10 protein-coding genes and 2 pseudogenes are annotated in these 12938 nt (G+C 40.1%); 5 read left to right on the top strand and 7 right to left on the bottom strand.

Translation table 11 applies throughout. The features are described 5' to 3' along the window. Positions 1-47: 47 nt before the first annotated feature. Positions 48-518: a hypothetical protein gene (locus H6G76_RS30830; protein WP_096585079.1), complete on the bottom strand. Its 471-nt coding sequence runs from the start codon at positions 516-518 to the stop codon at positions 48-50. 260 nt (positions 519-778) lie between these two features. After that, positions 779-1864 carry a site-specific integrase gene (locus tag H6G76_RS30825; RefSeq protein ID WP_190709446.1) on the bottom strand — a complete coding sequence of 362 codons (1086 nt, stop codon included), beginning with the start codon at positions 1862-1864 and terminating at the stop codon, positions 779-781. Positions 1865-2143: 279 nt separating this feature from the next. Between H6G76_RS30825 and H6G76_RS30820 the strand changes: the two genes are divergently transcribed. The 5 genes and pseudogenes from H6G76_RS30820 (at position 2144) to H6G76_RS30800 (ending at position 5843) form a co-directional block, all read left to right on the top strand. After that, positions 2144-2650, top strand: a complete 507-nt coding sequence (locus H6G76_RS30820) for a hypothetical protein (RefSeq protein ID WP_190709477.1) — start codon at positions 2144-2146, stop codon at positions 2648-2650. Positions 2651-2960: 310 nt separating this feature from the next. Beyond that, a pseudogene (locus H6G76_RS30815) lies at positions 2961-3101 on the top strand (histone deacetylase); the annotation flags it as partial. 69 nt (positions 3102-3170) lie between these two features. After that, positions 3171-3491 carry a hypothetical protein gene (locus H6G76_RS38315; protein WP_397333993.1) on the top strand — a complete coding sequence of 107 codons (321 nt, stop codon included), beginning with the start codon at positions 3171-3173 and terminating at the stop codon, positions 3489-3491. Beyond that, a pseudogene (locus H6G76_RS30805) lies at positions 3461-4258 on the top strand (ATP-binding protein); the annotation flags it as partial. The gene H6G76_RS38315 and the pseudogene H6G76_RS30805, both read left to right, overlap by 31 nt. After that, complete coding sequence (locus H6G76_RS30800) at positions 4236-5843, top strand: hypothetical protein (RefSeq protein WP_190709442.1); 1608 nt, start codon at positions 4236-4238, stop codon at positions 5841-5843. The pseudogene H6G76_RS30805 and the gene H6G76_RS30800, both read left to right, overlap by 23 nt. A 38-nt stretch (positions 5844-5881) precedes the next feature. Here H6G76_RS30800 and H6G76_RS37895 read toward each other — a convergent pair whose 3' ends face one another. The 5 genes from H6G76_RS37895 to H6G76_RS30785 form a co-directional block, all read right to left on the bottom strand. Next, positions 5882-6004, bottom strand: coding sequence for a hypothetical protein (locus H6G76_RS37895; RefSeq protein WP_277883145.1), 123 nt, complete (start codon positions 6002-6004; stop codon positions 5882-5884). 468 nt (positions 6005-6472) lie between these two features. Further along, positions 6473-6598, bottom strand: a complete 126-nt coding sequence (locus tag H6G76_RS37890; protein ID WP_277883144.1) for a hypothetical protein — start codon at positions 6596-6598, stop codon at positions 6473-6475. A 23-nt stretch (positions 6599-6621) separates the two neighbouring features. After that, on the bottom strand, positions 6622-9897 hold the full coding sequence (locus H6G76_RS30795) for a helicase-related protein (protein WP_190709440.1): 3276 nt from the start codon (positions 9895-9897) through the stop codon (positions 6622-6624). After that, positions 9894-11756 carry a phospholipase D family protein gene (locus H6G76_RS30790; RefSeq protein ID WP_199337591.1) on the bottom strand — a complete coding sequence of 621 codons (1863 nt, stop codon included), beginning with the start codon at positions 11754-11756 and terminating at the stop codon, positions 9894-9896. Before H6G76_RS30790 ends, H6G76_RS30795 begins: the two co-directional genes overlap by 4 nt. Continuing rightward, positions 11740-12834, bottom strand: a complete 1095-nt coding sequence (locus H6G76_RS30785; protein WP_242056592.1) for a DUF6361 family protein — start codon at positions 12832-12834, stop codon at positions 11740-11742. The genes H6G76_RS30790 and H6G76_RS30785 overlap by 17 nt, the downstream gene beginning before the upstream one ends. Between the last annotated feature and the right edge of the window lie 104 nt (positions 12835-12938).

Raw genomic sequence — 12938 nt, 5'->3', positions numbered from 1 at the left:
TGAAGTATTCAGTCTAAATTCAGAAATTATTAAAATTAATAAAAATTCTAACTTGCCGGATGATATAACCCCGTATCCTGATTAAATTCCCATCCTAACCCTGCTCTATCCTTGCCTTTGCACCATCCCACAAAAAGCGGTGGTGGCAGATTAATTCGCTGCTCGCGTATAGTTTCTACACTTACACCAAGTCTTGAAGCTAAACCTTCTTCCGTTAGCGGTTGGATTCGAGGAGTTTGCCCTTGATAATATGAATTGTTGTTGTACGATTTCTTCTGCCGTTTCGGTTGGTTGTTGAGATAATTTTGAATTTTAATAATCGCCTCAGCAAATTGTTTCATTTGGGCTGTTATCTCTTCAGTTTTTTGTTCTAAAGAGTCCAAACGTTTATCTTCATTACCAGCAATTGCATCAAGGTCATCTAAAGAACCATCTAGGTATAGCTCAATAAAACGGGTGAGCGTTGCTGTTGCCGTCGTGCCTTTCGAGTTGCAACGGGCGATAAACTGCTCCCACATCTTTTGGTCACAGTTGAAAGATGCTAGCTTCTTTGTTCTCCCTGTATTGCTCATATCTAGGTAATGTCTAGGTATTATCTAGGTAAACTTATCCGCGGACAGGAACAACTGAGCGTGTTTCCATCTTGATAACTACCTTGACACTATCATGATGAGCGTATGAGTGCGATGGCCTAACCGCCCGGTGGAGGCGATGCCTTCTGGAGCGAGACGCTACCTACGCGAACGGCGGGCTTCTCTACGAGAGGCTACGCCAACGCCTACGCTCTATGTTTGCTTTTTTTACGCAGTGCGTGAGAAGTCCCAACACGCCCGACGTGGTGAATGTACTTTGCAGTTGTCGCCGGGGAAGCATGGCCCAAATCTGCTTGCAAGTCAAAATCAGAAGCTCCATTTTTCTTAGCCAGCGTTGCGTGAGTGTGGCGGAGAAAGTGGGCGCTGAACTTAATTCCCGCACAAGTAGAAATTTCCTCCATCATCAGTCGCAACCCGCGATCGCTTAGAGGTTTACCCCTGTCCCGCCGGCTGGGACTAGGAAACACCGGCTGATCGTTGCCTGCATCGCCACGGTAATCCAGTAGCACCGCACTAGTTTCCGGATCGAGACTAACAGTTCTGGTTTTATTTCGTTTCCCCGTCACAGTTAACAATAGACAGTCCCCATCCTCCCGAAACTGCCGCCAAAATAACCCCGGCGTAATTATGCGCTTACCATAATCAGAAGTTTGTCGGGCAATTTCTCCTGCCCTCACCCCACTGTAAAAGACGAGAGTAAACAGCAGCCAGTGCATCTTATTAGTGTTGTGTTGCAAGTCTACTGCCATCGCCGCTTTTTCCAACTTAGCAATCTCGCGTTCCGAGAGAATGCGCTCTGCGAGCTTATCGTCCCACTGGATGCTTAAGTCCTTGCCCAAGTCGATAGCAAAATAACCAATAGAAGCTCTAGTACCCCACTCCCACAAACTTTTAATCGCCGCCGTGTATTTAGCCGCAGTATTTTTACTAATTCCATAAGTATTTTTCTTTCCCCGTACTGGCTTTTCATCCTTGAGCCAAGCCAGATAAGCGTGTAGATGGAATAACGTTGCCATCCTCAAATCAGATATCCCAAACCGCGACTGCATATAATCGACAAGCTCATAACCAATTTGCCGATATGCCCGTCGCGTTTGGTCGCTTTTAATAGTGACAGAATGCACCCATAGCTCAATTAGCTGCTGTGTCGAATTAATTTTCTGGCGGTTGGGAAAATAATAATCCACAAGCGCAACACGAGCTTCATCAAGCGGTAGAGTCACCACCTCCACAGCAAGTGATTCCACGCTTTTGACGGGTAAATTTTCCATAATAAAATTCCCCAACCCCCACTGATAATTATGATGCCGAGAACTATAATTCCCGGTATCTTTATGATAGTTGTTTCCAGGACACGATTAAATTGCTCATCTAGAATCATCTATATCGTATATCCGCGGATATCCCGTATGCGATGATGGTAGTGGGGAAGGTTGGGGAAGTAGGAGGAGATAGGGAGGTAGGGGGAGTAAGTAAATATTAGAACTCGAAGCAAATGGTTAAAGAACTGGTTAGAAATCACTTCTCCACAACAAAAGCGCGAGGGAATGGTGGAATATCCGCAGATAAATATAAAACTTCTGTCTGAAGAAGACCGGGAGTTGGTGAAGCAGGCCAAGCAGCGTGCTGAGGAGTTGCGCTTAACTTTTAAGGAGTTTGTGCTGAATTGTATTAAACAAGCACTTGTGGAAGAGAGTGCGGATGGTGTAAGTGCAACTGCTGCCGAAATTGAAGCTTTGAAAGCTCAAATCGCCGCCCTGGAAGAGAAGGTGAATATTCCTTCTGCGACCAAATCGGAAGTACATACCCTCCAAGAGCGGTTAAATCAATTGCGGGTGGGGATTTCAAATGAAATTAAGAAAGATAGGGAGCAACTTGCATCTTTAACGTTGGCGATCTCCCGACTTGAAAGCCAAATTGAACAGCTAATACCTTCCTTAAATCTTCAGGTGGATGGTGAAGGAAATTCTGACAGTGATAGCGACTGGCTTTTTGGGGAAGGCTCCAGTGGTGCAGGAGAAGAAGATGTTGAGGATACCCAAACTGATGGACGATGATGGGAGAAAATGGAATCTGACTTTTCCCGTTAAGTTGTGAAACAACGAAATAGTATTCATTCTGAAAGCGTTCTATTCGCAATAAAAATTGCTTGATTTGAAGCCCTAGTCAACTATTCATGGCTCAGCATATTGTTTTTTATCCCCAGCCAAGTGGCGTGGCAGTTGGACGTAAATTACCTGTTCTACATCAGCTTCTTCGAGCTATAACATTAAGCGGAGATCCCGATACATAATCTTCACCCTAATTACTTAAAATTGGCAAATAATTGTTTAATGGACATCATTTGACTTTAACAGGTATTCCCAAATGAGTACCTGTGTCAGTACTCGCTATCCCGTCGCCTGTGTCATCGGTGGCGGCTACGCTGATGATATGAAATCCCTAGTTTGGCGACATGCCTTAGTACATCGCGCCGCTAGTCAAGCCTACCGCCAATACAAGCTATAGTTATTTTCTGGGTTACAGCAGGCGAAATCAAATGGTTATATCTGTTTAAAATGTTTTTCTTTGCCAATATTGGGGAACAATAAACCAAGAAAACCTTATTGGCGAATATCTCTGCTGATGGACAACGGCAAAGTTAGAATCTACGAACTATCACAGGAATTAAATTTAGGTATCAATGAGCTATTAGCAATTTGCCATCAAATTAATATTCCTGTGAAAAGCATCATCTCCGAGTCTGAAGCAGAAAGTATTCGTTTGCAGGTAAACAAATTAGGCGTAAAGTCTCCTGTGCTAACTCTAGAGAATTTTGAGAACATCAAACCAGATTCGCAAAATTGGGGCTATAAGTTTGTAGCTAATTACCACCAATGCTTGATACAGATAGTTTAGAAGAAGTTGCTCAAGAAATTGGCTGTACGCGCGAAGAACTAGAATTTTTAGAAGAGTCTATTTTTAAACTTCAGTTTGAGTCTGCTGATGACAGCATTAAGCAAATGCTTACCATACAATATCGAATGCACCCTTTTATTATGGGCGCAATCAATCAGTTTTATGAAAATAGATTAGAATGTGGCATTTTAGAACCTAATATAAAACGCTCCCATAATTTAACAAGTAAGATTATTGAAGAAAAACATCATATAGTTTGGGTAAAAACACCCATAAATTCTGATTATCAAGAGAAAAAAGAAAACACATCTTTTTATAATGAAGGTGAAATAGGAATAATTAAAAATTTATGTACTGAGTTTGAGAATATTTGGACAGCTAAAGTGGCTAATGGTGAACAAAAAAAAGAAATAGCAGTGATTACATTTTATGGCGCTCAACTTAGAAAAATTGATCAAGTCCTCCGTTCTGAATCATTTCCATCTTTACAAATTCGTCTTGGTACTGTTGACCGTTTTCAAGGTATGGAAAGACCTGTTGTAATTGTGAGTATGGTTCGCAACAATAAAGTCAAAGATGTGGGATTTGCTAAAAAACCAGAACGGATTAATGTAGCTTTTTCTCGCGCTCAAGAACTACTCATAATTGTTGGTTGTCATGAATTATTTACTCTTCAGCGAGGAAAAGTCGGCGATATGTACTCTCAAGTTTCTAACGTTATACGTCATCAAGGAGGTCTAATTGATGTTTCTCGCATCTGCGGCTAAACCTATTGATGACAATTTAAAAAGTTTAGTAGATAAAATCGAAGCACAAAGTTCTAGTTTATCTGTTTTAGCAGCACGTCAATTTCGCTATAGTCTATACCAAACTCCTATAGAAGTTACTATTAAAGAAGCCCGGAGATTTAATTTACTTGAAGAATTTATTCTTCGTGCTGGAATTGAATTTAATCCACCACTAACTTCTGATGAATTAGCAACAGTCCTTGGGCTTGATCCTGTATTTTTGCGAAGTACTGTTATTACACTACAGTCATTACAAGTTCTAGCAGTTAATTCACAAATTAATGTGACCTCTGAAGGGCGTTTATTTTATGAAAATGGTTCTGTACCCCAACCTCCTTACTCATTACAAATCTATGGTATTAGTGACCCTTTAGAAGAAAAAAATATTTTTCAATATGAACCATTAGACTCATTCGATAAATCTTTATTAGCTCTACCAGATTTAGCTGATTTCGTTAAAAATGCTATTAAAGATAATCAGATTAATACATTATCGATAGACGAATTACAGCAACTTATTCAAGCTTCTAGCTTATCCCTTCATAATCCAGAAGAAGGGAAAGTTATCAGTTTTTGTTCAATCACCTCGTCAAGTCAAATAATTTGGAGAAGCATAGCTATATTTGTGATATTTGATGCCAATCATGATAAACTGAGCATTCAAATACGAAGTGGTAATAAAATTTTAGAATCTGCCTCAAACAAGCTAGAATTACTTTTATCTGAAGGTATCATTTCCCTCCAATCATTGTTATACTTATCAGACAACATCATCAATTTAGAACGTGAAGCTACTCTAAAAAGAAGAAATGATGAAGTAGAATCTAGGTTAGAAAAAATCCGCAATCAAGCAATAATAATTGCTAATAAAACCAGTTTCTCTCAAGATAACTTATCAGCCATAGGTACGGCTATACAGTTACGTGATCAACAAATTGCTCAGGCTTTCTTGGAAGTTTTAAAATCAGCCAAACGCCAAGTTCTCATCTACTCACCTTGGGTAAGCCATGCTGTTGTTGATGAAAAGTTTCTCAATATCTTACAAACATTAGTAAATCGCGGAGTCTGGATATTAATCGGACATGGAATTGCACGAAGACAAGAAGATGAAGACAGACCAATACCACCAGAAATAGAAGCAAAACTACAAGCAATTAAAACACCTGATGGTATACCTGGTGTACAGATATTTTGGTTAGGTGACTCTCACGTTAAAGAAGTAATAGTTGATCAGGAGATTCATCTTTGTGGATCTCATAACTGGCTTTCCTATCGTGGCGACTATCTACCAAGAGGAGAGTCAGTATATAAAGTAACAATTCCAAATCAGGTACAAGAAGCATATAACTTTCTCTCTCATCGCTTTCAAAATCACGCTCAAAAATTATGGCAAAAGTCTATAGAAGCCCGTGATATCCCAATGGCGATTAATTCTTTATGTGTATGGGCTTCTTTGGGTATGGAAGATTTAGCATTAAGCAAAATACAGAATCATAATTGCTTAGAACTTCTTCCTGTGTGGGCGAAAATCAAAGCCCACACAGGAAGAAGCCTTAGTAAATAGCAATACCGTTGCCAATTTCTCAACGGCGACACCAGCTTTCAACTCAACACCAGTGGCTTGTAAGCTTCTACTCCAAGCGACTTCTTATGCAGCGATCGCACTTCCCAAACCTCGACAGAGCAATAGAGATGCACCGCACTGGCTGTCAAAAACATTGCCATACCAAACGTTGCAACAACTTTTGACAGAGATTAAAGCTAGACTTTCTTACTTTTGAGTTGCTAAAGCATGTTACTATTTGCCATAAGTAGGCGACAATAATCCGCCCGACTGGAAGTCATCGCACGTTGGTTTACCCAAGCGACCCCTACTGCATCTTATATATAGTTGTTACGCCCAATATTCCCCAGAAGCTTGTCACCCAAACTCAAAGTTGTAGCGCCACAAGACTTCGCACAGTTTAGAACGCAAGCACACCTATACGTCACCATGACCATTTGACTTTAACAGGTATTCCCAAATACGCCGAATTTCCTCCCTAACCCTGTTGTGTCAATTTGGGAGAAACTAGAGTCGCCATTATGTGTCATGGGTTTGACCGTAGAAGATTTTCAGATTGCTGTTGCAGCTTGACATATCTAGCTTTAATTGAATTTGTACGTATTTTATTTACTTTTCGTTTAACGCCCCTATTTTTCCACCATTACTAATGTCCGCCGTATTAGCCCTGCACGTTTGCGTGTGGCTAATCGCATTTTGGCATCGGCTATGATCTCGTTAAGGAGTTCAGGCTGTTGCTGTAACGAAGCGATCACAGCTTCAATATTACTCTGGATATTTACGCCCTATTGTTTGGTTCAAGATTAATTTGAAGATTTTGGATAACTTGTTCAGCTTCAGATTGTGGTAAACGCTCAAGCAAATAGTTAAGTAGGTCTTCCTGCCGACTTTGCCCAAAAACCATGCGATAGACTGTTAATGAGCGACGTAAAGACTCTAAACGTTCGCAATCACGACTTAGTGGTAAGTTCGGAACGTGACGCTCAATTTTTGCACCCTCTTCTAGAGGATATATCCAAAACGGTACTAGGTCTGATGTTTCTGGGGGGCGATCGCGTTTCCCGGCGGCAAACAGGGTCTCCCAAGGATCTGTATCTGAGTTTGCAATTTCACCCAAACCATACTTGAGTGCTAAATTTTTACGAACTGCATGACCTTTATAACGATGAACTCGTCCTTCCCTCTGCTCCAGGTCTACAGGATTCGATGGCAAATTCCAGTGAACAATGGCGTGACAGTAGGGATGAAAATCTAATCCTTCTTGTCCTACTGAAGTTGTTGCAAGTACAAAGGGACGAAATGGAGAATTAAAAGCTTCACGGACTTGTTCTGCTCGATTTGTGCCTTGTTCGGTTTCTGATTGTTCTTCACCGAAGCGCAGCGCAAAGTGGGCGCGGATTCTATAATTATTGAGAGTAATTTCCTCACGCTTTGTATCTGCCAGGATGTTATCAACGCTTATGACAGAAGTACGTAGCGTTAAAGCTTTGCAAATATTTTGAGATATTTCTACCGCCATTACTTCTGGTGTTTTGTTAAGCAAACCCAAAGACTCACGTAAGATATGAGCGTATTCATCCAATACTGACTGCAAACATCCATCTACACAGTAATTTAGGACTCTGCGCCAATGGGCTTGTTGTTGGTCTATCCCTCGAAGTAAAGCAGTAGCTTCTGGTGAATTAAAAATGCTCCGGAATGACCAAGCAATTTTAGCGGCACTTATCCTAATTTCTTTGTTAGTAAGCATTTCTAACCCACCTGCAATCCGAGCAAGACTACGAAGGGCGGTTACACCAGGACTAGCGATCGCTGTTTGAGCCAAAACTAAAGATAGATCGCTAGGGGGTTTTCCTAAACGAGGAAGTTCATCAATCACATCTTTGGCGGCTTTAACGTGTTCACACCACGATGATTGGTCTTCCTTTGCATTCTCATCTTCATTTTTCTCACCAGCCCAAGAATTAGCCAGATTAGGTTGAGAAAACCATTGTTGAGTAGCTTTAGAGTCAAAATAATGATCAAGCAAAATGGGAGCTACCCAGTACCAAGACTCATCTTCGTTTCCAGTTACAGAAACTTTTAACTCTAGTTTCTGTAACAGGATTTCAATTTTTTGTTGAATATGCTTTAATAACTCACATTTGGTAGGTAACTGTTCTGTACTTTCAGCATTTTTAGCAAAGCTTAAGGGATTACACTCTCTTGCTAAAACAGTACTGGGATAGAGCAACCCTAACACTTGCATTCCGGTAAGTCTGCCATCAGTACGAGCAAACCGTAGCAAAGGATGACGGCGTTTGCGGGCTTCTGATGTGTTCTGGGGAAATTCTTCAAAACGGCTAATCATTTGGCGCTCTGCTTCATAGCTGAGTAAGGTGGCAATTACTTTAGGTACAATGCGCCAAGATGAGAAAACAAGACGTTTCGTGAATTTGCTCAGGGTAGAATCAGCGAATACTCCACTTAACTGATAATACGGTAAAGATGGAGGAATCCAAAGTAACTTCCAACAACCAACTCCTACTGTATCTGCAAGTAGCCCCCGTAAACGGGCATTACAAGGGTCAATTTTGGCATAAGCAGAAAATTCTTGATGAGATAAAAGTAGACTAGGAGTAGTGGAGATAACACTGGCAAGATTAGCTTGATTTTGCCGATTACTTAATGCCTTAGTAAATAAGCGTTTTAATTCATAGTTATCCATAAAATTCAGCAGGTAAGGTGCTGATTTCCAATATTCCAGCGTATCGTGATGCTCTAAAATACGAGCAATACTTTGCAAATTCAAGTATGTTTCTAGGTCTTGTGTTTCCAGTTTTGTATTACGGCTGGGAATTTCAACAAGCATCCCATTTCTATCTGGTGAAGCTGATAGCCGTTCTGTTCGCACCATAACTCGACGTAGTTCATACTCTAGTTTAGATTTAATTTCTTTTAAGTTTTCGTAGCTGCTCTTGCTGCTCTTATTTAACTGCAATAACTCATACCGATATTTAGTTAATAACTCTTCAAAGTCTACTGTTTGCGTGTCATTGCCCTGGAGAAACTGAATAGTCCGGAGAAAGTCTTCATAATGGTTATCCTCTCCTGATTCATGATGCATTGTGTACATTTTATAAGGAGTAGCAGAAAGGAGGACAACCTTAGTAGGCGATAGCTCATCAGAGTAATTAAACAACTCATGAGCTAGTTCATTAAAATCGTCTTTAGGTTCTAGTAAATGTTTAAATCTTTGAAATTCATCTAAAATAATTAAGTTGGGCTCTAAGGCAGAAATACAAGCTTTTGCCAGAAGAAGACGTAAGTCTCCAATAAAGTTATTCCGTTCCTTTTTTTCTTCCCAAGGAATGTGATTTAACTCACGAGTCTGGCAGAAGGAATCACATAGTGCGGTAAATCGGCTATAAAGGTCAAGTTTACCTGCTTGTTGTTCAGTAGCAATCTGCTGTTCTAGCCTTTGTTGAAATTTTTGAGCTAAGGATTTGTCAATATTATATTGAAACCCTTTAAGCTGTTCTCGAAATCGTTCTTTACTAGATCCTCCTTGAAAAATATTCTTTGGTGCTGTTTTGTTTCGGAAATCCCACACTTTATGCAATAACCAATAAAGGGTTGCCCTCTCTGTAGCTGTTCCCAAGTTAGATTTCAAATCAAAGGAAGTACCGGGAGTAAAGGAGATAAAGTTAATTCGGTTTTGTTGCAGATTCCGAAGTTCAAGTGGTAGTAAAGTAATTCGAGAAGCTAGACAGAAGTCCTCTTTTTCTGTAATGTTCAGGCGCTGAATATTTTGTCGGGCTATATCTGCATTGGAACATATATAAAGAATATCAATGCGATTAACCTGATCCCAAAGATGATTAATAGCTTTTGCAATTAGCCCTCGTGCAATTAGTGTTTTCCCTAATCCAACTTCATCGGCAACTAAAAAGCGATCGCTAGCATCTGAATCAAGGTAAAGGCGACGAAAAATATAGTCAACAGTATCTTGCTGAAAATCTTTCAAACCAGCAAGAATAGGCTTTATGTCAGGACAAGTTTGAAATTTATTCATAGTTTCAGCTTTTGGTATGCAGTATAAATTGGTTGCCAAATTTCATCAAAGTTGTCAGGTAGTAATTGTTCTTCTGGAGGTAGCTTACGCAAATCTTCTACCAATCGGGCAACATAATCTAGTTTCTGAGGATTTTGATCAAGAGCCTTCACCATTGCTTCAAACACAGGAAATAGAAAGCTAGTGCTGGTGCTACTCTTGTTAGAAGAATTGGATTTGATTTTGTCATTGCTTGTACCGCCAACAATAGCAGCTATTAACTCACGAGCATCAGCTTTACTATCTGCTAACAAGAACATAAGTAGTTTGAGAACTTGATTTTTATCTTGTAAAAGCGCTTTTAAAATTTGCTGCTGTCGTTCTGCTGGAACTTCGGCAAGAGGTACATTGAACATTACAGAATCTAATCTTTGTCCATTAGTTAGATAAATTTCAAATACAAAAAATGAAGTAATTGCTTGACAAGAGAGAGGTGAGAATTTGACAATATTTTTTGTATGTATATCAAAATTTTGTGCTAGTCCAATGCAACCCATAGGATAACAACGCACAAAGATATCAGAAGCAAATTTTAAACCCTCTTTTGTTGAAACTTGCAATTCTAAAGCATAATATCCAGAATTTTCAGTTGTTTTAACATGAGCTTGGAAATGTAATTTTAATAGAGTATTTACTGTGGATTGAACAAGTTCATCAATTAGCAACTTAGAAGGATCAGGTTCAATAGGTTCAGTACTAGGTACAAAAGTTTCTAATAAACTCCTAAAAGTAACTTCTTTATCATGAATTGCTAAGAGGGAATCAATACCAAAATTCTGCTGTTTACCAACCATTTCTACCAAAAACTCCACATTACGCTCGAAAGCAGCTTCAGTTGCGTTGGCAGAACCTGTCCAAATTCTTGCACTTGTCCCTGCATCAGCAATGTAAAGTTTGGCATGAAGACCAACTAAAGAAGTAGAAGTAGCTTGATTATCGTCGTTTTCCCCTACGTTAGCCGCAGGATTAATTTGATAAAGTTGCGAAAATGTACATAAAGTCGTTGGCAAGATTTGGTCTAGTTGTTCAGGACGAGATATTAAAATATTGTGCTTTCCTTGCTGACTAAGTTGATTCAGCTTTTTTTCACTCACAAAGGGAGACATAACTAATAGACGATCAATCCGTCCACTAAAGGGAGATTTAGTATTCCCTGGCAACCCTAATGGGTGAAATTTTAATTGCTCAAAGCCTATTGGTAATTCAAACTTAACTCGCAACAAGTCGGACTGAATCTTATCTATATAATCTTGTACTTGCTGGCGAATAGGTGGATTATGAGCTAGTTGGGGTAAAGTAGCGATGAAATTGCTTAGAGGACGGTTCTCAACAATTTCCTTCCCATTATTAATTAACTGACCATCGAGAAGTAAAATTGTATCCCAACAGCGATCAAAAGTCAGGTTGCGACTAAGGCACAGAAAGCGATACAAAACAGGTTGATTGGAAGCAGTAAAACGCAACACCCAAATTTTTGGATGAAATATACCACCTGGATGCGGAGCGTTAACTTCAATAACTGAGTTTTCTAAGTAGCTGTAAAGCAGACTGTGGTTTTTGGGTATAGCAATTTTACCCGTTTGGCAGAAAATAGTGATGCGCTCGGCATACTGCTGCATAGTTGCTAATAAAGCTTGAGGGCTGCGAGTTAGATGACCGTCTTCGTCTGCCCAATCAAATGTAGTGAAGGCAAGGGGTGCAGTTAATAATGCTAGTAGTTCTAAGGTGAAGGTAGTACCGATAGCATAATCAAGGGAGTAGCCATCTGGAGGACGTAGGGATTCAAACAGATGCTGGCGATCGCTAGGCTGTAACATCATCTGTCTCCTCTGCAAAGGCACTAAGAATATCACCCAAAATTTTTTGCGTGGTTCCCCAACGATAGTCAAGTTGAGCTATTCCTGATCCTCCATTCCAAAGTTCTAAAGCGCGAGGATTACTCAGACGTGCTTGACTACCTTTGAGGGCAATTTCACGCTCTTGAATCAGACGGCGGGCTTCTTGGTGAGTAGCTATTGTCTGTGCTACTTCAGTTTTCAAGGCAAAATTCAGCCACCGTTTAATAAAGTTTTGGGTTAAGTAAGATATTGTTACACCATTAACTGCAACAATTTCCGGCAATTTTTGCCAATCCCAGTCTCTTAAATACTTCTGCCGTTTAGCTAATCTATCTGCCCAATGGCGAAGTTTTTGCTGATACTCTTCTATCAGTGTTTCTGCTGTTTTCTGTTCTGCCAGCATTAAATTGTAAAGTAGAGCAGCTCCTTGGATAGTTTCAGAAAAGTTACGAGCATGGTGCAACTGTTGTTGAATATGAGTAGGAAACTCATCATACAAGGGATGTTCCCAAACAAAATCAACTGAAAAAAATTGCTGACGACGGTTAACCAGAAATGCTAACAAGCTATTGGGTTGCTGAGTAATAATGCGCTCTGCCAAATAATCAGCTTCGTTTAAAGTGAGCCAAAAATTAGCATTTTCGGGAAAGTCTGGTGGAGAGGAAGGAATTCCTTGATGCCAATAGTTGGTGATTTTACCTTTAACAGGTTCGCCATCATCATCGCGCAAGGTACAGCTAGTAGAACTATAAAGATGATCTAACGAGCGATGGTATTCGTCTTGAGAACCTGGAAAATGTCGAATACCCCAGGCTCCTAACCCATACCAATATATGTTGCTGGGAAGCCGCTTTAAAGCTGCTCGTGCCTGAATACCTATAATTCCTCCAGTATCCTTAGATTTTGCGAGATTATTGATCAACTCCCCTTCTTTATGTCGCAATTTGGCATAGATTTGGCTGGATGGTGTTTTTCGTCTCACTAAATCCTGGTAAATCCAAGGGATAAATAAAAAGTAACGAGCGCGGGTATGGATAGTGCTAGTACCAGGAAAAAACAGATCAGGAATGCGGATTAAATAGAATCCAGAATTATGTCACCTGTGGTTTAGCAGTGTAATTCCATTGCGGCAAATAATCATCAAACACAATTTCCATCGTTTGC

The organism is Nostoc sp. FACHB-152, assembly GCF_014697475.1.
In the GTDB taxonomy this organism is placed as follows: domain Bacteria; phylum Cyanobacteriota; class Cyanobacteriia; order Cyanobacteriales; family Nostocaceae; genus Nostoc_B.
This window is presented reverse-complemented; position numbering and strand designations above follow the sequence as displayed.